The sequence below is a fragment of the Parasedimentitalea denitrificans genome (genome assembly GCF_011813015.1).
GTDB lineage: Bacteria > Pseudomonadota > Alphaproteobacteria > Rhodobacterales > Rhodobacteraceae > Parasedimentitalea > Parasedimentitalea denitrificans.
Genome location: NZ_QHLQ01000001.1, coordinates 271,905 through 297,102, shown reverse-complemented (window position 1 = coordinate 297,102; position 25,198 = coordinate 271,905). Strand labels below are relative to the sequence as shown.

The 25,198-nt window shown below is 55.3% G+C and carries 25 protein-coding genes; 20 read left to right on the top strand and 5 right to left on the bottom strand.

Annotated elements, in window-relative coordinates:
- Positions 1-15: 15 nt before the first annotated feature.
- Together DL239_RS01445 and DL239_RS01440 are read right to left on the bottom strand one after the other, a co-directional pair.
- Positions 16-894, bottom strand: a complete 879-nt coding sequence (locus DL239_RS01445) for a lysophospholipid acyltransferase family protein (protein WP_167681494.1) — start codon at positions 892-894, stop codon at positions 16-18.
- 182 nt (positions 895-1,076) lie between these two features.
- Complete coding sequence (locus DL239_RS01440) at positions 1,077-1,988, bottom strand: pirin family protein (RefSeq protein WP_167681492.1); 912 nt, start codon at positions 1,986-1,988, stop codon at positions 1,077-1,079.
- A 234-nt stretch (positions 1,989-2,222) separates the two neighbouring features.
- On the opposite strand from DL239_RS01440, the gene bioB reads away from it, so the two are divergent.
- The 18 genes from bioB (at position 2,223) to DL239_RS01350 (ending at position 19,191) form a co-directional block, all read left to right on the top strand.
- Entirely contained in the window at positions 2,223-3,200 is a 978-nt protein-coding gene (gene bioB, locus DL239_RS01435; protein WP_167681490.1) for a biotin synthase BioB, read from the top strand.
- Complete coding sequence (locus tag DL239_RS01430) at positions 3,197-4,339, top strand: 8-amino-7-oxononanoate synthase (RefSeq protein ID WP_240931647.1); 1,143 nt, start codon at positions 3,197-3,199, stop codon at positions 4,337-4,339. The genes bioB and DL239_RS01430 overlap by 4 nt, the downstream gene beginning before the upstream one ends.
- On the top strand, positions 4,336-5,049 hold the full coding sequence (bioD, locus tag DL239_RS01425) for a dethiobiotin synthase (protein WP_167681488.1): 714 nt from the start codon (positions 4,336-4,338) through the stop codon (positions 5,047-5,049). The genes DL239_RS01430 and bioD overlap by 4 nt, the downstream gene beginning before the upstream one ends.
- Positions 5,046-6,344 carry an adenosylmethionine--8-amino-7-oxononanoate transaminase gene (bioA, locus tag DL239_RS01420; protein WP_167681486.1) on the top strand — a complete coding sequence of 433 codons (1,299 nt, stop codon included), beginning with the start codon at positions 5,046-5,048 and terminating at the stop codon, positions 6,342-6,344. Before bioD ends, bioA begins: the two co-directional genes overlap by 4 nt.
- Positions 6,344-7,033, top strand: a complete 690-nt coding sequence (locus DL239_RS01415; protein WP_167681484.1) for a pimeloyl-ACP methyl esterase BioG family protein — start codon at positions 6,344-6,346, stop codon at positions 7,031-7,033. Before bioA ends, DL239_RS01415 begins: the two co-directional genes overlap by 1 nt.
- Positions 7,030-7,821, top strand: a complete 792-nt coding sequence (gene bioC, locus DL239_RS01410; protein WP_167681482.1) for a malonyl-ACP O-methyltransferase BioC — start codon at positions 7,030-7,032, stop codon at positions 7,819-7,821. The genes DL239_RS01415 and bioC overlap by 4 nt, the downstream gene beginning before the upstream one ends.
- Positions 7,822-8,206: 385 nt before the next feature.
- The gene (locus DL239_RS01405) at positions 8,207-9,172 is read left to right on the top strand and encodes an ABC transporter substrate-binding protein (RefSeq protein ID WP_167681480.1); all 966 of its coding nucleotides are present in this window, start codon (positions 8,207-8,209) and stop codon (positions 9,170-9,172) included.
- A 10-nt stretch (positions 9,173-9,182) separates the two neighbouring features.
- The gene (locus DL239_RS01400) at positions 9,183-10,235 is read left to right on the top strand and encodes a quaternary amine ABC transporter ATP-binding protein (protein ID WP_369410521.1); all 1,053 of its coding nucleotides are present in this window, start codon (positions 9,183-9,185) and stop codon (positions 10,233-10,235) included.
- Positions 10,235-12,271, top strand: a complete 2,037-nt coding sequence (locus DL239_RS01395) for an ABC transporter permease (RefSeq protein ID WP_167681476.1) — start codon at positions 10,235-10,237, stop codon at positions 12,269-12,271. The genes DL239_RS01400 and DL239_RS01395 overlap by 1 nt, the downstream gene beginning before the upstream one ends.
- Positions 12,272-12,395: 124 nt before the next feature.
- Positions 12,396-13,061, top strand: a complete 666-nt coding sequence (locus DL239_RS01390; RefSeq protein WP_167681474.1) for an NnrU family protein — start codon at positions 12,396-12,398, stop codon at positions 13,059-13,061.
- Positions 13,062-13,151: 90 nt separating this feature from the next.
- Positions 13,152-13,682, top strand: a complete 531-nt coding sequence (locus DL239_RS01385) for a DUF2478 domain-containing protein (protein WP_167681472.1) — start codon at positions 13,152-13,154, stop codon at positions 13,680-13,682.
- A gap of 260 nt (positions 13,683-13,942) precedes the next feature.
- Complete coding sequence (locus tag DL239_RS01380) at positions 13,943-14,116, top strand: periplasmic nitrate reductase, NapE protein (RefSeq protein WP_167681470.1); 174 nt, start codon at positions 13,943-13,945, stop codon at positions 14,114-14,116.
- Between the two features lie 5 nt (positions 14,117-14,121).
- Positions 14,122-14,613, top strand: a complete 492-nt coding sequence (gene napF / locus DL239_RS21880; RefSeq protein WP_167681468.1) for a ferredoxin-type protein NapF — start codon at positions 14,122-14,124, stop codon at positions 14,611-14,613.
- Positions 14,606-14,845 (top strand): chaperone NapD, encoded by a 240-nt coding sequence (locus DL239_RS01370; RefSeq protein ID WP_167681466.1) that lies wholly within the window; start codon positions 14,606-14,608, stop codon positions 14,843-14,845. Before napF ends, DL239_RS01370 begins: the two co-directional genes overlap by 8 nt.
- Positions 14,846-14,892: 47 nt before the next feature.
- The gene (gene napA, locus DL239_RS01365) at positions 14,893-17,397 is read left to right on the top strand and encodes a nitrate reductase catalytic subunit NapA (protein ID WP_167681463.1); all 2,505 of its coding nucleotides are present in this window, start codon (positions 14,893-14,895) and stop codon (positions 17,395-17,397) included.
- Between the two features lie 3 nt (positions 17,398-17,400).
- Complete coding sequence (locus DL239_RS01360; protein ID WP_167681461.1) at positions 17,401-17,871, top strand: nitrate reductase cytochrome c-type subunit; 471 nt, start codon at positions 17,401-17,403, stop codon at positions 17,869-17,871.
- Positions 17,871-18,506, top strand: a complete 636-nt coding sequence (locus DL239_RS01355) for a NapC/NirT family cytochrome c (protein ID WP_167681459.1) — start codon at positions 17,871-17,873, stop codon at positions 18,504-18,506. The genes DL239_RS01360 and DL239_RS01355 overlap by 1 nt, the downstream gene beginning before the upstream one ends.
- A 151-nt stretch (positions 18,507-18,657) precedes the next feature.
- Positions 18,658-19,191, top strand: coding sequence for a hypothetical protein (locus tag DL239_RS01350; RefSeq protein WP_167681457.1), 534 nt, complete (start codon positions 18,658-18,660; stop codon positions 19,189-19,191).
- A gap of 426 nt (positions 19,192-19,617) precedes the next feature.
- On the opposite strand, the gene DL239_RS01345 is transcribed toward DL239_RS01350, so the two are convergent.
- The 3 genes from DL239_RS01345 to DL239_RS01335 all read right to left on the bottom strand — a co-directional run bounded on the left by DL239_RS01345 (position 19,618) and on the right by DL239_RS01335 (position 22,328).
- The gene (locus DL239_RS01345) at positions 19,618-20,313 is read right to left on the bottom strand and encodes a hypothetical protein (RefSeq protein WP_167681455.1); all 696 of its coding nucleotides are present in this window, start codon (positions 20,311-20,313) and stop codon (positions 19,618-19,620) included.
- A 298-nt stretch (positions 20,314-20,611) separates the two neighbouring features.
- The gene (rlmF, locus tag DL239_RS01340; protein ID WP_167681453.1) at positions 20,612-21,538 is read right to left on the bottom strand and encodes a 23S rRNA (adenine(1618)-N(6))-methyltransferase RlmF; all 927 of its coding nucleotides are present in this window, start codon (positions 21,536-21,538) and stop codon (positions 20,612-20,614) included.
- A 166-nt stretch (positions 21,539-21,704) separates the two neighbouring features.
- A complete protein-coding gene (locus DL239_RS01335; RefSeq protein ID WP_240931646.1) occupies positions 21,705-22,328 on the bottom strand; it encodes a Crp/Fnr family transcriptional regulator in 624 nt (207 codons plus the stop codon).
- A gap of 297 nt (positions 22,329-22,625) precedes the next feature.
- Between DL239_RS01335 and DL239_RS01330 the strand changes: the two genes are divergently transcribed.
- Together DL239_RS01330 and DL239_RS01325 are read left to right on the top strand one after the other, a co-directional pair.
- Positions 22,626-24,047 carry a cytochrome P450 gene (locus DL239_RS01330; protein WP_240931645.1) on the top strand — a complete coding sequence of 474 codons (1,422 nt, stop codon included), beginning with the start codon at positions 22,626-22,628 and terminating at the stop codon, positions 24,045-24,047.
- A complete protein-coding gene (locus DL239_RS01325) occupies positions 24,044-25,195 on the top strand; it encodes an alkane 1-monooxygenase (RefSeq protein WP_167681449.1) in 1,152 nt (383 codons plus the stop codon). The genes DL239_RS01330 and DL239_RS01325 overlap by 4 nt, the downstream gene beginning before the upstream one ends.
- The last annotated feature ends 3 nt before the right edge of the window (positions 25,196-25,198 follow it).

Sequence of the window (25,198 nt, the reverse complement as noted above, 5' to 3'; positions counted from 1 at the left end):
GTTCAGGCTAAAGGCTTAGGTCTGATACAACCCAGGCACCAATCCCTCGGCGGTGTGTTTCAGCGTGGCAGGATCTGTTCCAGGGGGCAGTTCCGGTGAGTATAGCACATCATATTTGCCACCCAGTTTTTCCAACAGTTCCGCCGAATAGCGCAGAGATGCGATCATAGCGCCGAAATGATCGTTGCCACCACTGATAAACCGAGCGAAGGCGCGGGTTCGGTAATAGGCGTTTGAGTTTCGGGCATTCAACGCGGCTGCAACTATCGGTGCCTGACAGAGTTTTGATATGGTGGTGGCCCCCCGCCGCCAGGCTGGCTCGACCAAGTGGCCTTGTTTGAAATCCGGCACCCGGCCAGAGCCAAAGATCAACAATGCGCCACCGTCTTTTAAATGGGCCTGCATTGCCTGTTGGGTTTTGCCCCCAGACACAGTTTTGTTACGCTTGTCGACGGTGACCTGGATGATGATATCAGAGCCAACGAACTTTTCGGCCTCACGGTTGGCGACCACCTTCATATCTGGCCGCTTGTCCAGCAGCGCAGATGCGTGGGCGGCAAAATCAAACATGCCGGTGGGGTGCGTTGCGGCAATGATGATCGGGCCGTCATCAGGAATATGCTGTAACCCATGTGCAATGACTGTCGTGCCGCCTTCTTGTTCCATCAGTGAGTGGATAAGATCGGCGCCCTCTAGTCCGTCCATTTGCCGTAGAAAATCCTCACTTTCCCGGAGCGCAAGGAATGGGTGGCCAAACAAAGTACGACTGACAGCGTCACTTGAATGAATAAGACCGCGAATGATTTTGAGCGCAGCCGAGTTTTCGCTGCGAAGATGAAGTCTTTCGATCATCGCGCCGTCCAGCGGGTGGTTCATGGCGTGTTGCAATTTCATTCTAGGAAAATCCCCAAAAAATGAAAACACTAGTCAAGAAAGTTTGGCGTTCAGTTTGGAGGGGATTAAATTTCCCCATCCTCACAGTGACAGATTGTGTCGAAAATTTCCAGCATCACGTGGCGTTAGGACATCATGCCGAAAATATTTTGCGCTTAGTTGAGTATTGGACCGTTGAGTATTTAGTGCGCAGGGCGGATAAAACTACCGTTGCGCAGCTCAGCAAATGCCTTTTGCAGTTCGGCCTGGGTATTCATCACAATCGGCCCGTGCCACGCTACTGGCTCATCAATCGGCGCGCCTGAAATGAGCAGGAACCGCACTCCTTCGGGGCCTGCCATTACCGTAACTTCATCCCCGCTGCCAAAGCGGACCAATGTACGATCACCCGACATGTCGCGAATTTGCAGTTCTTCACCCGCCACTTCTTTCTCCAGCAACACCCCTTGTGGAACAGAGGCATCGGAGAACGCCGCCTGACCTTCGAACACATAGGCAAAGGCGCGGCGGTAAGTGTCGATCTTGAAAGTTTTTTTCACCCCGGCTGGCACAAAAACATCCAGATACTGAGGGTCGGCGGCAATTCCATCAACCGGACCGCGCTTGCCCCAGAACTCCCCTACAATGACCCGCACGCGGGTGCCGTCGTCATCAATGACCTCAGGGATCTCTTTGCTAGCCACATCCTGATAGCGCGGCGCGGTCATCTTTTGCGCGCTGGGCAAGTTGCCCCACAGCTGAAACCCATGCATCTGGCCCGCCGTGTTACCGTTGGGCATTTCCTGATGCATGATCCCGGACCCGGCGGTCATCCATTGCACGTCGCCAGCGCCTAGGGTTCCGCTGTTGCCGAGTGAGTCCGTGTGGTCAACGGTGCCAGACAGCACATAAGTGATGGTTTCGATGCCGCGATGGGGGTGCCAGGGAAAGCCTTTCTGAAAATCTTCGGGGCGTTCGTTGCGAAAATCGTCGAATAGCAGGAATGGGTCCAGTTCGCTGGGGTCCTGAAAACCAAAGGCGCGGTGCAGTTTGACGCCTGCACCCTCTATGGTTGGCATCGCGTTGCGGGTTTCGAGTACGGGTCTTAGCGACATTGCTGGTCTCCTGAAGGCTTGTGTTGTCTCTAAGATAGCCGTGCATCGTTGCCGCGCAATCGGCGTCAGGGCGCGGAACCTGTGCGCCTGCGCGCAGTGAGGCGAGGTATTCTGCGGCTAATTGCGGCAGTTTGGTAATGGGGCTTGAAACCTCTATGAGGAATTATCTATTAATCACCGAAATCGGAGAGGTCCGGTCAGTAAATTATCTATAATTTTCCCGTGGGAGATCACATGTTGGACGCTAGCCCTATCCGCAATGACTGGACCCGCGAGGAAGCGGAGGCAATTTACAACCTTCCTTTCATGGATCTTTTGTTCCGCGCCCAAACTGTGCACCGCGAGAATTTTGACCCCAATCAGGTGCAGAAATCCAAACTGCTCAGCATCAAGACCGGTGGTTGCGCCGAAGATTGCGCCTATTGCTCGCAGTCGGCTCGCAATGGTGCGCAGCTGTCTGCGTCGAAACTGATCGAGGTTGAGCGTGTGATTTCCGAGGCCCGCAAGGCCAAAGAGGGCGGCGCGACACGCTATTGCATGGGCGCTGCATGGCGCTCGCCCAAGGATCGCGACATGGCCGCACTAGAGGCGATGGTCAAAGGTGTCAAAGATCTCGGCATGGAAACCTGCATGACGCTGGGCATGCTGGACGAGGAACAGGTGTTCCGTCTGCGTGATTCCGGTCTGGATTATTACAACCACAACATCGACACGTCTGAGCGCTACTACTCCGAAATCATCACAACCCGCACCTTTGCCGACCGGATCGACACACTGAACAAGGTGCGCGAGGCCGGTATCAAGGTCTGTGCCGGCGGTATTGTCGGCATGGGCGAAAAGCAGATGGACCGCATCGACATGATGCTGGCCCTTGCGACGCTTGAAGAGCACCCAGACTCGGTGCCAGTCAACATGCTGATCCCGATCGACGACACCCCGCTGGCTGATGTGGCCAAGCTGGACCCGATCGAATTTGTCCGCACCGTCGCGTTGGCCCGTATCCTGATGCCCAAGTCCCACGTACGCTTGTCTGCGGGTCGTACAGACATGAGCGATGAGATGCAGGCTATGTGTTTCTTTGCGGGTGCAAACTCGATCTTTGTCGGTGAAACCTTGCTGACCGCCGATAACCCCGAAGAGGATAAAGACAGCGCGCTGTTTGCTCGTCTTGGCATTACGCCTATGGCGGTTGGTTGCGACGGATCTAAATGAGCACGGGCGCTTTCCCGCGCCATCAAAAGGCGCTGGATGCACTCCGGTCGCGGGGCCGCTATCGCAGTCTGATGCCTCGCACCGGGCATGACTTTGCTTCGAACGATTACCTTGGGTTGGCCGGGTCTGACGTGCTGCGCGATGCTGCAAATGCAGCATTGGCGCGTGGCGTGCCCGTGGGGGCAGGCGGTTCTCGATTGCTGCGCGGCAATGACGGCGAGCACCAGTTGCTTGAGTCTGAGGCTGCCGCGTTTTTCGGCACGGAAAGCGCGCTTTTTATCAATGGCGGCTTTACCGGCAATATGGCGATCTTTTCTGCGCTGCCGCAACATGGTGATCTGGTGCTCTATGATGCGCTGATCCACGCCAGCACCCATGATGGCATGAGGCTGGGCCGGGCTGAGACCCGCAGCTTTGCCCATAACGATGTCTCTGCCGCTGAAAATGCCATTACCCAGTGGCGCGCCGAAGGTGGCACCGGCCAGATCTGGATCGCGGTAGAGGCTGTGTATTCCATGGATGGCGATTGCGCCCCAATTGCCGAACTGTCAGACTTGGCAACCCGCGAAGGTGCAGTTCTGGTGCTGGACGAGGCGCATTCGACCGGCGTGTTCGGCGATCAGGGCAGGGGGCTTGGCCATGCCATCGCCCACCTGCCCAACGTGCTGTCCCTGCACACCTGCGGCAAGGCGCTGGGTGTGTCCGGCGCGCTGATCTGTGGCGCGTCCACCTTGATAGAGACCCTGATTAACAAGGCCCGCGCCTTTATCTTTGCCACCGCGCCATCACCTTTGAATGCGGCTCTGGTGCGCGCATCTCTGCAAGAATTGCGTGATAACCCCGCGCGTCAGCAACAGGCTTGGGAGTTGATCCACCACTCTCAGGCTGAGGCCGAAAAATATTGCGGGTTAAGAGGCTTTCAAAGCCAGATCCTGCCGATCATCATCGGCGACGACAAACGCACCATGGCTGTGGCCAGCGCCCTGCAAGAACGCGGCTATGATATGCGCGGCATCCGCCCGCCCACCGTCCCCCGCGGCACCTCACGTCTGCGGGTCTCGGTCACATTGAACACGTCAAAACAGATGATTTCAGCGCTGTTTGCTGATCTCGCCCAAGAACTGGAGGCCGCGGCATGAGCGCCATTGTCGTCACCGGCACCGATACAGAAATCGGCAAAACCGTGTTTTCCGCTGGACTGACCGCCGCGCTAAACGCCACCTACTGGAAGCCAGTACAATCGGGCCAAGAGGAAGAAACCGATAGCCAGATCGTCACCCGCCTGTCTGGCCGCCCATCCTTGCCCGAGGGCTATCTGCTGCAACTACCAGCCTCTCCCCATCTGTCGGCCGAGGCCGAAGGGGTGACGATTGACCCAGACACGCTGGACTTACCGCAAGTAGACGGCGTTCTGGTTGCCGAAGGTGCTGGTGGCTTGATGGTCCCGTTGAACCGCGAGATTCTGTATCTTGATCTGATGGCCCGTTGGGGCGCGCCGGTGATCCTCTGTGCCCGAACTAAGCTCGGCACGATCAACCACACACTGTTATCCTTGCAAGCCTTGCGCAATGCTGGCTGCAATGTGGTCGGGGTGGCCTTTATTGGTGAGTCCGAAGAGGCGGTAGAGAAAACTATTTGTCAGTTCGGCAAGGTTGCGCATTTGGGCCGTTTACCGATGATCAACGGATTGCACAACGAAACGGCAGCGCCTGACCTTGGGGAGGTGCAAGGCGCCTTCCCGGGGGGAAGGTCAGGCGCGGACCAGCCTGGCGGCCGGTCTGAAGCACTTGTGGAAGCCTTTGCCAAACACATCGACCTCGACACGATCAAAAAGGCGATACAGCTATGAGCGCATCTGACCTGACACAGCTGGAATTCGACCAACAGCACCTGTGGCACCCCTATACAAACGTCACGCAACCGGGACCGACCTTTGTGGTAAGGGAATCTCAAGGTGTACATCTGACACTGGACGACGGCTGCCAATTGATCGACGCGATGTCGTCTTGGTGGTGCATGATGCATGGGCATCGTAACCCACGGGTTACTCAGGCAATGCATGACCAGCTAGACCGGCTGCCGCATGTGATGTTTGGCGGGTTGACACATGACCCGGCGATCAATCTGGGGCGCAAGCTGCTGGAAATCACGCCAGACAGCCTGACGCGCATTTTCTACTGCGATTCCGGTTCGGTTTCGGTTGAAGTGGCGATGAAAATGGCCGTGCAATATCAACATGCTATGGGCTTTTCGGGGCGATCCCAATTCGCCACTGTGCGGTCCGGCTATCATGGTGACACATGGAAGGCGATGAGCGTTTGTGACCCGGATACCGGCATGCACCACCTGTTTCAGGGCGCGCTAAGTGTGCAGCATTTTGTCAACCGTCCACCCATCCGGTTGAACGAGGACTGGAATGACGATCCTGCGCAAAACGGTCTTGCTGAATTGCGCAATGTGCTGGAGACCAACAAGGACAAGATCGCTGGGTTCATCCTAGAACCTGTGGTACAGGGAACTGGTGGGATGTATTTCTACCACCCCGAATACCTGAACCAAGCCCGCGCGATCTGTGATGAGCTGGGTATCCTGCTGATCTTTGACGAAATCGCCACGGGTTTTGGCCGCACAGGCAAGATGTTCGCCACCGATTTCTGCAGCATCGAGCCGGACATCATCAGCCTGGGCAAGGGCCTGACCGCCGGGCATATCTCTTTCGCCTGTACCATGACCAACGATCGTGTGGCCGAAGGGATTGGTGGCGGTAATCCCGGCATCTTTATGCACGGCCCTACTTATATGGCGAATCCGTTGGCCTGTGTTGCGGCGCTGGCTTCGCTGGAGTTGCTGACCGAACAAGACACACGGGCTACCGTTTCTGCCATCGAGGAGCAAATGAAGGTCGAGCTGGAACCTGCACGTGCCTTGCCCAACGTAGCAGATGTGCGGGTGCTGGGGGCGATTGGCGTGATCGAGATGAAGCACCACGTTTCCGCGGATCAGGCCCATGGGTTGGCCCGCGAGATGGGCGTGTTCCTGCGGCCGTTTGGTCATAATATCTACACCATGCCTCCCTTTATAACTACGCAGGATCAACTGACCCAGATCACCGATGGCATGTTGCGATTGGCGCGGGAACTGTAATGGAGTTTCGCTGGCTGCATCATGACACGCGCCCGACCTTGGGGAGGCGAGAAGCGCCTTCTCGGGGGGAAGGTCAGGCGCGGCCCGGCGTCGCCGAGCAAAATGAAGACGCTGTTGTGGTGTTTGGTGGCTGGGCCGTTGGGTCGCAGGTGTTCGACCATTTGACCGGCCCTTTTGACGTTCTCTTTGCCAGCGATTACCGCGATCTCGACGCTGACCTGCCAGACCTGTCCGCCTATAACCGAGTTAGCCTTGTGGCCTGGTCCTTTGGTGTTGCCTCGTACGCACATTGGCAGCAAGGGCGTGATGATCCTTTTGCACGCAAGGTGGCCGTGAACGGTACCCTAACGCCGGTCAATCGTCGTACGGGTGTGCCGCCCGTGGCGATGTCCAAGACCATCGAAACCCTCAGCGAGGATGCTTATCTGCTGTTTCTTGAGCGTGCCTTCAATGCACCGCAGCCAAAGGCTGGAATAGATGTGGCGGCCCGTCAGCAAGAGCTGCTGGCGATTGAGGAACGCGGAGATGCGCCAGACCAATGTTTTGACCGAGTGTGGGTCAGCGCAGATGACAAGATCTTTCCTGCGGCTAACCAGAAACGGGCATGGCCGCAGGACAAGATACGCTTAATCGACGCGCCGCATACGCCGTTTGGGCAGTTTGAGACTTGGCAGGAGATTCTGGCATGAGAGACAACATGCTGTCTGACCTGAACCAGAACCGGGTGCGGCAAAGTTTTCGCCGTGGTTTGGCCAGCTATCATCAGCATGCCAGCGCGCAGGCCGATATCGCGGCAAAGCTGGTGCAAGTGTTGCAAGGGCAGGGCGCGCCTGATCGTTTTGAAAACGTGCTAGAATTTGGCTGTGGTACTGGCCATTTGACCCGGCCAATGCTGCACAGTTTTGATATTCACCATCTGACCCTGAATGATCTGGTGGCCGAGGCTGCACCGGGATTGGGTGCACTGACCGAGGACCGGTCAGATCGAACTCATTTCACCTTTGGCCCCATTGAAACCGTACCGTTGCCGTCAGAGTTGGACCTGATCATCTCAAGTTCGACCGTGCAGTGGATCAGCGACATCCCTGCCTTGATGGCCCGTTTGTTAGCCCGGCTAAGCCCTGGTGGATGGCTGGCAGTTTCCGGTTTTGGAACCGGACAGTTTCACCAATTGCGCAATCTTGGCTCTTCAGCTGCGGCGCCAAGTTACGTTGATGCAGCGGATTGGCCTGGCTTGTTGCCGAGTGACGTTGATCTGGTGCATGTTTCGCAGTCCACAATCGAAATGCAGTTTGACAGTGCCATGTCGCTGCTGCGACATCTGCGAAATACCGGCGTCAACGGGCAGGCTGAACAGCAGTGGAGCCGCGGGCGGTTGCGGGAATTTGAAGATCGCTATCGCAGTAATTTCGGCCAGAATGGGCAGTTACCGCTGACCTATGATCCGGTTTGGATGATCGCCCGCAAGCACGGTTAATGGTGTTGGATCGCGTAATGCGTCTCCGTCTGATGGGTGCTGGGAAACTGGCTTCGCAACACGTCAGATCGACACCCGAAAACTGGTAGAGATTCGATTGCATAGGTCGCTTGGCCGAGTTGAGAAAATTTGATTGATTGCATTAAAAGTTGAATGGCCAAACAAAAAATGCCATTGCAGGGCGTAGATGCTCGACAAAGTGTCGTTATCTGGGCAATCATTGGATGAATATCAGCCAGTCTAGCACCAGAGTGCCTGGTCAGACCGGGTAAGGGAATGAACCGATCGTCCAGTGGTTGCTTTTGCGACATGGAGGGCAGGGTTCCAATTAAGATACCGCTCTTTTTCAATAGGGGCGTGCAATAACACATTAGGGAGTTAATTCATGACGTTTAAGGGATATGCTGCAGCACTGGGTGCTGTTTCATTCGCGGTTACAGCTGGTATGGTCAGCGCAGCAGACATGGGTGCCGTCGACAAGCCGATCCGTTTGGCGGTCAACGAATGGACCGGTCAGCACGTTACCACTCATATCGCTGGTGAAATGCTAAAGGCGGCTGGCTATAAGGTTGAGTATGTCTCAGCCGGTATGATGAACCAGTTCCAGGCGATTGCGGATGGCGACATCCACGCAACGCTGGAAATCTGGTCTTCAAATGTGTCCGATGACTACGCCAAGAAAATTGGTGAAGGCACCGTGGTCGAGCTGGGTGATCTGGAATTGGCCGCCCGCGAAGGTATCGCCTATCCGGCACATGTGGGTGAACTGTGCCCAGGTCTGCCAGCATGGGAAGCGCTAAAAGACTGCGCGCCGCTGTTTGCTTCGGCTGAAACACTGCCAGCAGGTCGTCTGGTTGACTACCCTGCCGATTGGGGCACACCGGGTGCTGACCGGATGACGGGTCTGGACCTGCCGTTCAAAGCTGTACCTGCTGGTTCCGAGGCTGCTCTGATTGTTGAGCTGCGCGCCGCAACCGAGCGTAAGACACCGTTGCTGGTTACCTTCTGGCAGCCGCACTGGGCGATGTCGGCTTATGACGTGAAATTCGTTGATCTGCCAGCCGGTGAAGATGCCTGTTTCTCAGATCCAGCTTGGGGCCCGAACCCCAATGCGATCAACGACTGTGATTTTGCCGCTTCGCGCATCTTCAAGGCCGGTTGGTCTGGTCTGGCTGAAACATGGCCTGCTGCCAGCGAAATCTTGTCAAACTACACTCTGGCCGTTGAAGATCAGCAGCCGATGATGGGTGCCGTCGATGTGGACGGTGGCAAGGTTGAAGAAGTGGTTGCTGCCTGGATGGCCGAGAACGAGGCCACATGGCGTCCGGTTGTCGACGCAGCCACCAAGTAAGCTGACGGTCGTGAACGATACGCCTCAGGCCGCCATCTCCTGCCAGAATGTCTGGCAGGTGTTTGGCCCCAACGCAGACAGCGCCTTATCTGAGGCGCTGTCTGTACATTCTGAACCCGAAGCCGCCGCCGCTGCGTTGCGTGAAAAAGGGCTGATCCCCGCGGTGCAGGACGCCAATTTTGAGGTGGCCGAAGGAGAGCTATTTGTCATCATGGGGCTGTCCGGTTCGGGCAAGTCTACCCTGATCCGCTGTATCTCGCATTTGTTGCATGCGACCCATGGCGAAATCCGCATTGACGGTGAAAACATTGTTGAGGCGACGCCTGATCGGCTGATCGAGTTGCGGCGCAAAAAGCTGGGCATGGTGTTCCAGCATTTTGGTTTGTTCCCGCATATGAGCGTGATCGACAACGTGGCCTATCCGCTGCGCGTGCAGGGCGTTAAACGCAAGGCCCATTTGGAGAAGGCCCAGAAGGTTATCGAACTGGTTGGTCTAGCCGGGCGCGAGACGCACCACCCGCGTGAACTGTCCGGTGGTCAGCGTCAGCGTGTTGGCATTGCCCGCTCGCTGGTGACCGATTGTTCTGTCTGGTTCCTTGATGAGCCGTTTTCGGCGCTTGATCCTCTGATCCGGCGGCAATTGCAGGACGAATTCTTGCAAATTCAGGCCGAGCTGAAGACCACCATTGTCTTCATCACCCACGACATCAACGAGGCGCTGAAACTGGCCGACCGCATTGCCATTATGCGCGACGGTAAGGTTGTGCAGATTGGCACGCCGTCGGACATTATCCTGAACCCGGTTGATGACTATGTGCGCGAGTTTTCCAAGGATGTGGCCAAGGGGCGTCATGCCCATGTGGCCTCGGTCATGGAACCCGGCGAGGGGCATGTTTACGGCGCCGACGATCCGGGGTTGCGCGTAGATATGACGCTGGATGCTGCATTGGCGCGGTGTATGGACCTGTATGAACCGGTTCCGGTACGCGCCGAAGATGGCACGCTTTTGGGTGTTGTGAACCCGGCTGATCTGGCTGCCGCCTTGCATGTGGAAGCCGGGTGATGGCGGGTCTTAGCAAGGGGAGCCTTGCCGCATTGGTGGCCTTGATCGTAGGCGCACTGTGCCTGCTGCTTGAAACCACACTGCCCTGGCTGGTGAAATTCCCCGAAGCGCTGGTTGTGCCTGCAACCGATTGGGTCGGTGCGGCTATGACCTGGTTGTTGCAGCTGATCAAACCCATTGCCCGCGGATTTTCGGCGTTGATGTCCTATCCGATGGAGGCCACCAATCTGATATTGGGGAGCTCGCCTTGGATCCTAGTGATCGCTGTGGTGACAGCAATCGGCTGGATGCTGGGCGGCGTGTCGATGGCGCTGATGGCCGTTGTGGGGTTGGGCTTTGTGCTGGCCTCGGGCTATTGGGCCGAGAGCATGAACACCTTGTCACTGGTTGCGGTTTCGGTGCCTTTGGCGTTGATCGTCGGCGGTGGCATCGGTGTGCTGGCCAATGAATATCCGCGCTTTCGCAAACCGGTACAGGCGATGCTGGACATCATGCAGACGGTTCCAACATTTGCCTATCTGACACCGTTGCTGGTGCTGTTTGGCTTTGGTCCTGTGGTGGGGCTGATTGCCAGTGCGATCTATGCAGCACCACCGATGGCGCGAAATGTGTTGCTGGGATTAGAGCGGATCGAGCCAGAGATCAAAGAAGCTGCGATCATGGCCGGGGGAACCCGGCTGCAGCAGCTATTTCAGGTCGAGATCCCTTCGGCGGCGACGCAGATTTTGGTTGGGGTCAATCAATGTCTGATGGCGGCGCTTTCGATGGTGATCATCGCGGCTGTGATCGGTGGCTTTGATGACATCGGCTGGGAAGTTCTGCTGACCATGCGCAAGGCTCAGTTTGGTCCGGCGTTGATGGCTGGCTTGGTCATTGTGGTGTTTGCCGTGATCATCGACCGGATGAGCGGAACCTTGGCGCAGGATAATCGCAAACGTTATGATGCACGGGTTGCCTGGGGCATTCTGGCGGTTGGTGTTATTGCCAGTGCGGTCACATGGAACAGCCTGCCGAACCCATCCGAGTATTCGGCCTTTGATGGCGCAGTTGATGCAGTTGATGCGGGGCTTAGCGCCTTTACCACGGCCAATTGGCAATGGCTGGCTGCTGTCAAAAACAACGTGTTGTACTTTGGTCTGTTGCCGCTGCGCATTGGCCTGGATGAGGCTGTGCTGCCGTTTACCTGGGGGTTCCAGTGGACAGCACAATGGAGCCTAGGGCTGTTTGCTGTTGGTGCGGTTGCCGGACTGATTCTGGCGCTGCGCGGGCAGGTGACGTGGGGGATCATGACGCTGATCTTCGTTGGTATGCTGGAAACCGGTATCACCAATCTGCCATGGCCGTTTGTTCTGGTCGGCGTTGCGGCCCTAGGCTGGGTGGCATCGGGGCGTGGGTTGGCTGTTTTGTCGGTTGGGTTGCTGTTGACCATTCTGCTATCGGGACTGTGGGATCGTGCGATGTTGTCGCTATACCTTAGCGGTGCTGCGGTATTTGCCTGTGCGATTGCCGGTGGCGGTATCGGTTTGTTGTGCGCGGAGTCACCAATGGCATGGAGGATCACCCGTCCGATTTGTGATATGTTGCAGACTATTCCGCTGTTTGTGTTCCTGATCCCTGTTCTGATGGTGTTTCAGATCGGCGAGTTCTCGGCGTTTCTGGCGATCATCGCGTACGCGATCGTGCCGATGATCCGCTATAGCCGTCATGGGCTGACAGAGACACCGGACGAGATGATCGAGGCAGCAATTGCATCAGGGGCAACCACTTGGCAGATCCTGCGGGATGTGCGTGCGCCTTATGCGGCGCCGACCATCCTGTTGGGGCTGAACCAAACCATCTTGTATGCCTTTGCCATGCTGGTGATTGCGGCGCTGATCGGTACCACTGGTTTGGGGCAGCTGATCTATCTGGCGCTGGGTCAGGCGGATGTGGGGCTTGGCATTTCGGCTGGGGCTGCGATGGCAATTCTGGCATTGATTGCTGACCGCATGGTGCAGGGCTTTGCTGAAGAACGGCGCAAGGTGCTGGGACTGTAAAACATAGGGCGCGCCTGACCTTGGGAAGGTCAGGCGCGCCCGACCTATCGGTCGGACAATGGTGGTCTTTGCGCTTGTAGTCCGATAGATCCCTCCCGACCATCAACTTGAGCAGGGGGATAGTATGGTAGATTGGCTCGAATTCATTGCAGCGCTGACCCTGTTCATGGTTAGCCACATGTTCCCTGTTCGCCCACCAATGCGACCATGGCTGATTGCTCGGTTGGGAACCAAAGGGTACTTCATATCCTATTCCATTCTATCGCTGCTGGTCTTGGCCTGGCTGATCATGGCCGCCGCACGCGCGCCTTATGTTGGTGTGCTGCCCCAGTGGGAGATCTTTCGCTGGGCGCCGTTGGTGGTGATGCCGTTGGCCTGTCTAATCGCGGTAGGCGGCATGATGACACAGAACCCGCTTAGCTTTGGGGGCTTGGGGAAACAGCCCTTTGACCCTGATAAACCCGGTATGCTGGCCGCGACTCGTCACCCGCTGTTGGTGGCGATGGCGCTGTGGGCGGGGGCGCATTTGCTGGCCAATGGAGATCTGGCACATGTCATCCTGTTTGGTCTTTTCGGTGGCTTTGCTGTTATGGGCATGATGGTGATTGATCGCCGTAAGCAGCGCGTACTGGGGCAGGAGGAATGGCGGCGGTTAGCGACAGGGACTGCGCGGTTGAACCTGATGGGCCTGTCTTGGTCGCCCTTGCCGCTGGTCCTTGCCGGAGCGGTCTTTCTGGTGCTGATCCTGGTTCATGAGCCCGTTATCGGATTTGTCCCGCTGCCATGGTGAGGTGTTTTGTATCATGGGCGGTGCGACCTATGGCATTGCTGGTCAATGATGATTACCATTATCGAACTGATATAAAGAAAGAGACTTAAGATGCACCTTGCCTATGTGATGACCAAAGACCGTGGCGCAACGGATCGGTTGTTGAGTGAACTGGCCGACCGACTGCAAGCGCAGGGCACAGCTTTGGCGGGGATCGTTCAAACCAACACGGAATGTCATGATGCAGCCCTGTGCGACATGGATGTGCGGGTGCTGCCCAAAGGTGAGACCATCCGGATCTCCCAATCTCTGGGACCTGAATCGCGTGGATGTCGTTTGGACCCGTCTGCGCTGGAACAGGCCGTGGCGCAGGTTACCAAATCGCTGCAGGGCGAGACCGTGCCTGACGTCTTGATTGTCAACAAGTTCGGTAAGCATGAAGCCGACGGTCGCGGGATGCGTCCGGTTATCGGCGAGGCGCTGGAACTGGGGATTCCGGTGATCTCGGGTGTGAACTCGCTGAACGTCGAGGCATTTCAGACCTTCGCAGATGGGCTGGCTGTAACTGTCGAGCCGAATATTGAAGCCATGATGGACTGGCTGACGCAGGTGCAGAAGCAGGTACAGTCTGACAAGACTTAAATGGAATCAACGAATGCTGGTGGTGGGGTGGGGACCCGTGAGAGGGATCACATGTCTGCGATAAATACCTACTTGTCCCGGGTGGGTTAACAGTCTCTTGCCATTTTGCTGTGGATTTTTAGCTGTTTAGCTAATTTTTCCGGTGCCTTGGCCATTTAGGGCCGGAATGGTGCTTTCACACAGATTTGAATTGGAATAGGCTTTGGGCTGAGCAATCCGCTCAGTCGAAAGTACCATTTTATCTTATTTAGGAGGTGGCGATGGTAACTGATACCGGCGAAGCCGCAGTAGGGACAATTTCGAAATCCGATGAACGTTGGGCTTTTCTTGTTCTTGCAGTTTTTTTAGCCCCTGTTTTGGCAGGTGTTATCGTTGGAGGGTTTGGCTTTAGTGTCTGGATGCTTCAACTGGTCTTTGGTCCACCTACGGGCTAATTCTCATGGGCAGGTCAGGATCACAAACGTTATCCCGACGCGCGCTGTTCTCAGGTAAGCATGGCGCGCCGATCCGCCCCCCATGGACCTCTGAAACATCAATCCTGGATGCATGTATTGGATGCGGTGACTGCGTTGCCGCCTGTCCAGAAGACATTTTGTTTAACGGCCCAGCCAATACACCGGTTGTGTCGTTTGAAAATGGTGAATGCACCTTTTGCGAGGCTTGCGCCAAAGCCTGCAAAGAGTCTGTTTTTGATCTTGATCAGCCGGCCTGGACGATTCAGGCTGTGATTTCGGATTCCTGTATTTTGCAGAGCGGAATAAGTTGCCGACTTTGCACGGATAATTGTGAGGTCGAAGCCCTTGTCTTTGATCTATCTCAACGCCCGGTGGGAGCCGTCTTTGTAGATCAGGACTTATGCAACGGATGTGGTGCCTGCGTGGCTGCATGCACTTTTTCAGCAATATCGATCATGGAGCCTCAGCGTGACTGAAGTAGTACATATATCCAGCCTTTTGCTGAGGGCTGATCCCCAGAAAATGGACCAGATCCTGGAAGAAATTGCGACGATTGAGATGGCCGAGGTGCCAGTTGCCGACCCAAGTGGCAAAATTATCGTGACGTTGGAGACAGAGAATCAAGGCAAGATAGTTGAGGCACTGACCCAACTGCAGCTATTGGACGGGGTCGTTAATGCGTCTCTCGTTTATCACCAAACAGATTGATATGCCGATCCGGGTTTCGACCCACGGCAGACTAATTGGAGAGAAAAATGACCAAACTGACTAGACGGGACGTCATTAAGGCGCAGGCGGTTGCAGCGGCTGCTGCAGCGGCTGGATTGCCGCTATCTGCCGAAGCGCAGAACCTGGTGACAGACGCCAGTATTACCGACCTGAAGTGGTCCAAGGCGGCCTGTCGTTTTTGCGGCACCGGCTGTTCTATCATGGTCGCCACCAAAGCGGGCAGAGTTGTGGCAACACACGGGGATGCCGAAGCCGAAGTGAACCGCGGTTTGAACTGCGTCAAAGGATATTTCCTATCCAAGATCATGTACGGCAAAGACCGTCTGACCCAGCCGTTGCTGCGCAAGACCGACGGCGTGTATGACAAAGAAGGCGATTTCACCCCTGTTTCATGGGATGAGGCCTTCGATATCATGGCCGAGAAGTGGAAGGCCACGCTGAAGGAAAAAGGCCCGACAGGCATTGGCATGTTCGGTTCCGGTCAGTGGACTGTCTGGGAAGGCTACGCCGCATCCAAGCTGATGAAGGCCGGCTTCCGCTCTAACAATATCGACCCTAACGCGCGTCACTGTATGGCGTCTGCTGTGGGTGGGTTCATGCGCACATTCGGCATCGACGAGCCAATGGGCTGCTATGATGACTTTGAAAACGCCGACGCCTTCTTCCTCTGGGGCTCGAACATGGCGGAGATGCACCCGATCCTTTGGACCCGGATTGCAGATCGCAAGTTCTCGAACCCGCATGTAAAAGTTGGTGTTCTGTCGACATTCAAGCATCGCAGCTTTGATCTGGCCGACATTCCGATGATCTTTACGCCCCAGACCGATCTGGTGATGCTGAACTTCATTGCCAACTACATCATTGAAAACGGTGCTGTGAACGAGGACTTCGTTTCCAAGCACGTCAACTTTAGGCGCGGTAATCAGGACATCGGCTATGGGTTGCGTCCCGAACACCCGCTAGAGCAAGCGGCTGAGAACAACGACAAGGCCGGTGGCTCCACGGAAATGACGTTTGAGGAATTCGCGGAGTTCGTGAAGCCTTATACGCTGGAATACGCCTCGGAAATATCCGGTGTTCCAGAAAACCGTCTGTTGGAAATGGCAAAAATGTATGCCGACCCTGACGTCAAAATCATGTCCCTGTGGACTATGGGCGTCAACCAGCACACCCGTGGTGTCTGGGTCAACAACATGCTGTATAACGTGCACTTGTTGACTGGTAAGATCTCAACACCGGGCAACTCGCCGTTCTCGCTGACTGGGCAGCCATCGGCCTGTGGTACCGCGCGTGAAGTTGGCACGTTCTCGCACAGACTGCCGGCGGATTTGGTTGTTGCCAATCCCAAACACCGCGCCTTTGCTGAGGATATCTGGAAGCTGCCGGAGGGCACTATTCCACCAAAGCCCGGTGCCCACGCTGTTCTGCAAAACCGACACCTGAAAGATGGCAAGATCAATTGCTATTGGGTGCAGGTGAACAACAACATGCAAGCCGCGCCTAACATGATGGAAGAGACCTTGCCGGGGTATCGCAATCCGGACAACTTTATCGTTGTGTCCGATGCCTATCCAACCGTCACTTGTGAAGCTGCTGATCTAATCCTGCCAACAGCAATGTGGGTGGAAAAAGAAGGCGCCTATGGCAACGCCGAGCGCCGTACTCAGTTCTGGCACCAGCTAGTGGATGCCCCCGGTGAATCCAAGTCTGACCTGTGGCAGTTGGTAGAATTCTCGAAACGTTTCAAGATCGAAGATGTTTGGGATGCCGAGCTTCTGGATGCAAACCCAGAGTACAAAGGCAAGACCATGTATGACGTGCTCTATGCTAACGGTCAGGTCGATGCCTACCCGCTAGAGCAGACATCGGACGAGTATGAAAACCAGGAAGCCAACCACTTTGGGTTCTATATCCAGAAAGGCCTGTTCGAAGAATACGCTGCCTTTGGTCGTGACCACGGCCACGATCTGGCACCGTTTGACACCTATCACAATGTTCGTGGCCTACGTTGGCCTGTTGTCGACGGCAAAGAAACTCGCTGGCGGTTTAAGGAGGGGTCTGACCCCTATGTAACACCCGGTGCGGATTATGAGTTCTATGGTAAGCCGGATGGCAAGGCCGTGATTTTTGCGCTGCCGTTTGAACCAGCACCAGAAAGCCCGGACGAAGAATATCCGTTCTGGTTGGCGACTGGACGTGTTCTGGAGCATTGGCACTCGGGCTCGATGACCCAACGTGTGCCCGAATTACACTCGGCTGTGCCTGATGCTCTTTGCTACATGCATCCGGATGATGCCAAGGCTCAGGGTCTGCGCCGAGGCAGTGGAGTGCGCGTTGTTTCTCGTCGGGGTGAAATCAACCTTCGGGTCGAAACCCGTGGTCGTAACAAACCGCCAAAGGGGCTGGTCTTTGTGCCTTGGTTCGATGCTGCCAAGCTGATCAACAAGGTCACGCTGGATGCAACCGACCCGATTTCCAAACAAACCGACTTTAAGAAATGTGCGGTTAAAATCGTACCGATGGGAGCGTGAGCCATGATCAAGATACATGCTATAGCCACCGCTTTGGTCTTGGCCTTGTCAGGGGCAGCATTTGCACAAGAATACGTTGCAACGCTGCGCGCGGGCGCGCCGTTGGCAGAGCAGGGAGACCTGCCTCAGATTGCTAAACGTTTGAACACTGACCTGCGTCAGGTGCGCAACTATCCAGAGCAACCGCCGTTGATCCCGCATAAGATCGACGGCTATCAGATCGATATCAACGTCAACAAATGCCTGAGCTGCCACAGCCGCGCGGCTGTTGGTGACAGTCAGGCACCAATGGTGTCGATCACGCACTTCATGAACCGGGATAATCAGTTCCTCGCCTCGGTTACGCCGCGCCGGTATTTCTGTACCCAGTGTCACGTGCCGCAGTCTGATGCCAAAGATCTGGTAGAAAACACATTTGTCGATGTGGATCAGGTTCTTGAATATGTGGCCGGCACCAAGTCGGGAGACAACTGATGCTGGGGTTCGCCAAACGGATTTGGTCGGCCATTCGCCGGCCTAGTGTGCACTACAGCCTTGGGTTTCTGACCATGGGCGGTTTTGTCATGGGGATCATTTTCTGGGGTGGTTTCAACACCGCCCTAGAGGTCACCAACACCGAAGCCTTTTGTACCAGTTGCCATGAAATGCGTGACAATGTGTACGAAGAGCTGAAGCCGACGATCCACTACTCTAACCGCTCAGGCGTGCGGGCGACGTGTCCCGACTGCCACGTGCCACATGAATGGACCAGTAAGGTTGCCCGCAAGATGCAGGCCTCAAAAGAGGTTTGGGGCAAAATTTTCGGTACCATCAACACGCGTGAAAAGTTCCTGGAACACCGCCTGGCACTGGCGCAAAACGAATGGACCCGGTTAGAGGCCAACAACTCGCTTGAATGCCGCAACTGTCACTCGGAAGAGTCGATGGATATCACCCGGCAGAGTACTCGGGCAGCAGAGGCGCATGAGCGGTTCCTGTTCACCGGCGAGAAGACCTGTATCAGTTGCCACAAGGGTATCGCGCACCAACTGCCAGACATGGGGCAGGCGAGCCTGATGGGTGGTCACGCCTCGGAGCAGGTTTTGACCGAGTATCTGGCAACAGATTAAGGTTTCGACAGATTGAAATTTATAAGGGCGGCCTGAATTGGGTCGCCCTTACTTTTTGACATGCCGCCAAATTGTGTGGTCAATTTCAACTAGCCATACCAAAGCGTGAAGCCGTGCAACACCAGAGAGATACGGGAAGAAGGGAGTTTACGTGAAAATTCTAAAAACACTGGCTTCTGCAGTTCTGGTTATTCTCAGCCTTTGGGGGCTCTATAGCGGCTTTCAACTGGGCTTCAGAAGCGAAAATGGGCCTGCGTTGGTCTTGTTTTCCGTTTTGGGGATCATGGCTGGCGTCGGTATCTTGTTGCCCAATCAGGACAGTAATTCGCAGACAGTGGAAGATGCACCTGCCGCACCCGCCGCGCCTGATCATAACCCCAAAGGCGCACCTGTTCTGGATGAGAGACAGTCAAAAGCTGAGTTTATGGTTTTGCGAAATTACTCAGACGATGGGCTAGGCACCGTCGAACTTTTTTTGGAACAAGACATGCGCGTTTTGAATATGGGTCGCGACGAAGGACGCTATTATACGGTGCCTGACGGGAGGGATTTGCCGGAATGGTTTTCCATTCATGCCAGCTGCCGGCAAAATGATCTGGATGCTCTGTTGGCTGATCTGACGGAGCATATGAAAACCAATCTGGATGACAGTATCGCCGACGAGATTTCGATATCCGTTCTTTAAGTCGATGCGCCAATAGATGCCACAGGGGCATGGCGCTCCAACTGTCTGACAAGGGGCAGGCGAGCTAAATAATCCGGCCTGACTTGGCAATAGAATAAAGCTTCGATAGATTGAAATTTATTAGGGGGGCCTGAATTGGGCCGCCCCAATTCCTGCCTCGTCACCAAAGTTTGCAGGTCGATTTTGCCTTGAGGAAGTCGTTTAAAATTGATCTATGAGTTTTCCTGACCCTAGCGGCGGTATCGGTCAAGTCGGGCCTCCTGTACTCTGCCAAAAGCGGCAGTACAGCCTTCGATTGCGGCCTTCGACGATGATACATCAACTGTCATCGGAAGGATGGTTGCAATGCGGACGGTCCAGTCCTTTAAACGAGGTCAGAGAAACTGAACTGAAGCTTGTCCTGCTGGTTCACTAGAGTGGGGTAGGTTAAAGGCTCGCCTTCGGTTCGAAACCATACATATGATTTTTTTGGAACTCCCTTGACTTTAATAGTCCGCAAAGAACCATTGCCCCAGTCGAAAGGCTCAATAACCAGCCGGCTGCCGTGAGTGGAACAGGGACAAGCACCGGTCGAACTGAAGTAACTACGTTGTCGAAAGAATAATTGGTAAGAAACGGCCCCGGCAGATCGGACCTTTCAAAGGTAAGGCTTTTCAGGCCATACTTGTCATAGAAAGCCAATTTTGAGGTCAAATTTGAGGTGCTAAAGCCCGAAAATGTTCTGGTAGACTTTGCCCCAACAACAGTAATCGCAAGCGTCGAGAACTGATTTGGATTTACCCAACCCAAATGAACCCCGAAGGCTTTTGTGCCAGAGTGGAGATTCGAAAACTGGCGCGCTCGGTTGGATAATAAATCGTTGTCAGACAGGCACCTACCTGCTGATCTGCAGATGGTTTCTAACTCTGCTATCATCGGAGAACCTGCAGTAAAAGAGAACGTTTCAAAAGTTCCGGGATTCAAAAACCCGCCCACAGGCTCATCTTCAAAGTCCTCGTACGTTTTCGGACGTAATTCATCGTAGTTGATCAGTACAGGCACCGCATGTGCCGATCCTGCGAAAATAACGACACTTGTAGAAATAAGGGCAATAACTAAATGTACCAACAAATTGGAACGCATTTTCTACCTCCGACGTCAAAAGTGTATATGGTTCTCGCTACTCTTCGTTGATCTAAATCAAATGTGGTAGATTCGACAGATTGAAACTGATGAGGGCGGCTTGAATTGGTGCGTCCTTATTTATTGCCTCGTCGCTAAACTTTGCAGGTCGATTTTGTCTTGAGGAATCGGTCAACATAGCTCTTTGAGATTCGTCGCCCTACGGGCAACTGTGGATATCCATAGTGTCACAGGTTTCTGCGACGCAGTTACGCTGACCTAGGCATTAACCGCATTGCAGAATATCGGCACGTAGCCGCTATTTCTCGGCGTTGTTAACAAACTGGGTGCGTTGTTTTTTCTTCATGTAAGTCCAAGCAATAAAACGACTTGTCTTTTGCCCCTGTGCCATTTCTACGACCTTGTAATCAGCAACCCTGGCTTTTTTCAAAATTCGAGCAAGGGGCTGGAGGTTATCTTTCTTCGACACCAACGAGGTAAACCACAGGCACTGGTCGGCGAACTCCATGCTCTGTTCAACCATGCTGGCGATAAACTTTATTTCGCCACCCGGACACCAAAGTTCAGCGTTTTGGCCACCAAAGTTGAGCTTCTTTGAACGCCCCTTGCCAAGGTTCGCCCACTTGCGTTGGGTGCCTTTGTTCGCTTGTTCCATGGACGAATGAAAAGGCGGGTTGCACATGGTTACGTGGAAGACATCGTTGGGTTGGATCACACCGTGAAAGATATTCTCAGGTTTGCTTTGTCGCCTAAGGGTAATTGCCAACTTGTTGAATTCACAAATTTTCCGTGCCGATTTGATTGCGCCTGCGTCGATATCGACACCAGTGAAGTGCCAGCCGTATTCGCTCTGGCCCAAAACTGGGTAAACCAAGCTCGCCCCGGTGCCGATGTCCAACGCTTTGATATGACGCCCACGCGGGATTTCTTGGTTATTGCTGCTGGCAAGCAAGTCCGCGAGATAATGGATGTAGTCGACGCGGCCGGGAATTGGGGGGCATAGATAACCGGCTGGAATATCCCAAAAATCAATATTGTAATGCGTCTTCAGAAGCGCCCGATTAAGCATACGGACGGCCGTAACGTCTTGAAAGTCAATCGTGGTCTGACCGGTCGGGCTACTGATCGTGAAGGCTTCAAGATCGGGTGTCTGCGCCACTAAACGCCCAAAATCGTAACCCTCGGAGTGTTGATTACGGGGATGCTGCTTCGTTTTGGTGGCCATGGGGGACGCCTTCATGAAAGTTGGTGGACGTCTTTCGCCAGACGGTTGGTTGGTTTTAGGGCTTCAGGTACAAATAGTAAAACAAGGAACGTGGCAGATCCTTTGTTGATGAAACGGCCCAAATCCAGCCATCACGACGCAGTGGCAAGGCTTACCCTTGGGCGGCTTAACCCGTGGCAGCGGGTCGCGTTGGTGGAGGCAGTGGCATCTGGAACTCGCGGCCGGAAACCTGAAATGTGCCATCTTGCTGAATGCGTTTAAGCAGGCGAGAGACGGTTTCGGTTTGCACCCCCAACAGATCGGCCAAATCTGTTCTGGACAGGGGCAAGTGCATGCGCAGGTGGTTATCTATCTGGGTGCCGTGTGCGGTCATCAGGCGCTGAAGGATACCAACCAGTCTTAGTTTGTTTGGGGTTTTCGCTGCGGCGATGATCCGGTCGTGATTGCGGTCAATTTCCGTGATGCAGCGTGACGCGAGGCGAGTCAGGACGGATGGGTTGGTCTGCACAACCTGCTGTGCATCTCGCTGCGCCACTGTACACACACGAGAAGTCAGCAAGGCCCGCGCCTCGGTTCGGTGAGGGCGGAATTCCAAGAATGATCGAAAGCCGATGATCTCGCCCGGGTATGCCAGACGCAACAGGGTGGACGAGCCATCCATGTGATGAGTGCGTAGCGCGATCAAGCCTTTGGAAACGCAGTATACGCCTCGGTTGTCGTCATCCTGATGGTATAGCGGTTGCCCCGCGCTTAGGTCTTGGCGGGTAAATCCGCGGGACAGCGTCGACATGGCGCCAGAGGAAACAGGTTGCCAGATGCTGTCTGTGTAGAAGCTGCAGTTGCCACAGGGGTGGGGTGGGGGCGAAGGGTTGGGCATTTGGGTCCAGTGCACAGAATTCTGATCTGTCAGAGAGTGCCCTGTATTTAAACGATTTGGCGCGCGGGGTCGCCGTGACCCATTGTATCAGGCGTTTGCCATATGGAAACGGTCTGTCCGCGGAAAAATTGACGCCGGTCAATTACAAAATTCTTTGCCATTGAAACTATCGCGCGACGATAGATCAGCCCAATGTGATGGAGGCCCCTGTTGCTGGACGGCAAATTTGAACCCGATATTGACCTGCCACCCAAGCCCAAGGCGAGGACGGGGCGTGTTTCCCTGTGGGGCTATTTCAGGCAATTCAAAAAGGATATTCTGTCGGCACAGCCCGGGCATCTGTATCGCGCGTGGATGGCTGAAATGCGGACACCTTTCTTTCGGTCTTACCTGTGTAACGACCCTGAACTGGTAGATCTGGTTCTAAAACAGCGGTCGCATGATTTTCCAAAATCAGAACGGATCCGGGTGGGGTTGAAGCCGCTATTGGGTGAGAGCGTGTTTATCTCAAACGGGGAAACATGGGCGCGGCAGCGGCGTATTATCGATCCGGCATTCGAGGGTGGGCGGTTGCGCACGGTGTTTCCGGCGATGTGGGACAGTGGCGTTGCGGCGGTCGAGCGCCTTAGGCCTCTGGCGGATGGATCTCCGGTTGAGATTGAAGAACAGACCAGCCATGTGGCGATGGACGTGATTTTTCGCACCTTGTTTTCAGTGCCAATCGAGCATGAAATCGCAACTGCGGCCTTTGAGGCGTTCCGCCAACATCAGGCGGCGCAGCCGGTTGCCAATATCACGGCAGTTTTGCCTTATCCAAAGTGGTTGCCACGGCTGCATTCCCGCAAAACCCGTGATACGGCACGCACCATTCGGGGCTTGATCGGGCAATTGACCCAGCAGCGAGCCAAAGAGATTGCAGATGGAACAGCCCCGGATGATCTGTCGACCAAGATCATGACAACTCCTGATCCGGAAACGGGTGAGCTGTTTGAAACCGAAGAGATGATTGATCAGGTCGCCATTTTCTTTCTGGCCGGTCACGAGACCTCGGCGGCGGCGTTGGCCTGGTCGTTGTACCTGTTGGCCCGCTATCCGGACTGGCAGGACAAGGTGGCGCAAGAGGCGTTGAGCGAGATGGAGCCTGAGAAGATCTATTTCTCAACCGTGTCAAAGCTGCGCCACGCGCGGTCCGTGTTTCGCGAATCCATGCGGCTGTATCCACCGGTCCCGATGTATGTCCGCGAGGCGAGCTGCCCAGAGCAGTTTCGGGCGCGCAGGGTCAAGCCCGGTTCGCAAGTGATCCTGAGTCCCTGGCACCTGCATCGCCATGAACGGCTATGGGACAGGCCGGATGAATTTGATCCGGGGCGGTTTGATACGCCCAACGGAAAGGAATGTCTGCGGTCCGCTTATATTCCGTTCTCGGCGGGGCCTCGGGTGTGTCCGGGGTCGGGGTTTGCCATGGTCGAGGGGCCGTTGCTGTTGTCGATGCTGGTGCGGGCCTACCGATTTGAGCTGGTCGAGGGGGACACACCCGTTCCCGTCGCGCAACTGACCGTGCGTGCGGCCGATGGTATTCGCCTGCGTCTGACGCCGCGGGATGATCACTTAAACAAGGAGACCGGGAAATGACCCTGGCAACTGAATCACCCACCAATAAGACCGGGTTAAGCGCCTGGCCTTACTGGATGACATTGAGTTTTGTACCGCTGGTGGCCCTAGCGGTGCTGTATGGTGGCTGGGTGGTCCTGCTGATCCCATTCTATGGCTGGGTGTTGATGCCTTTGCTGGATGTAATCCTGGGCAAGGACTTGCGAAACCCGGACCCGGACACGCCTGATGCCGAGCTGTTTTGGTTCCGACTGCTAACTTGGATCTGGTTTCCTGTGCAGCTGATGCTGGTATTTGGCACGTTGTATTACCTGACATATGTCGGGCAGTATTCATCGCTGGAAACCTTGGGGATCATGTTCGGGATCGGTGTCACCACCGGGACTGTGGGTATTGTCTATGCACATGAGCTGTTCCACAAACCCAACCGGGTTGAGCGCGGATTGGGGGATCTGTTGATGGCGCTGGTGCTGTATGGGCATTTTCGGACCGAGCATATGCTGGTGCATCACCCCTATGTTGGAACCCCGCGCGACACGGTGACGGCGCGGTATAATGAAGGGTTCCACCGGGCGTTTGCCCGCGTCTTGCTGACCGGATTTGGTTCGGCTTGGCGCGCGGAGAAGGCGATGCTGGCCCGGCGTAAGCGGTCGCCCTGGCATCTGTCCAACCCGATTTGGAAGTATCTGGTGCTTCAGCTGGTGTTCCTTGGTGTTGCCTTTGCCATTGGTGGCTGGGTGGGTGTGGGGCTGTTTGCCTTTCAGGCCTTTGTCGCGATCTGGCAGCTAGAGCTGACCAACTATGTCGAGCACTATGGGCTGACCCGCAAACATCTGGGGGATGGTAAGTATGAGCCAGTAAAGGCGCACCATTCCTGGGATTCAGCCCATCGGGTGTCGGGACTGCTGCTGATCAATCTGCAACGTCATGCGGATCATCACTTGCATCCGATGCGGCGGTTTCCGCTGTTGCAAGTCTATGATGAAACAGAGGTGCCGATGCTACCGACTGGGTACCCACCAATGACGGCGCTGGCGATGTTTCCACCGCTGTGGCGCCGGATGTTTAACCCGCGTGTGCGGGCGTGGCGCAAGCAGTTCTACCCCGAGATCACCGACTGGACAGCCTATAAGGACGGAAGCCTGCCGCCGCCTAAAGGTGCCGGGTAAAGA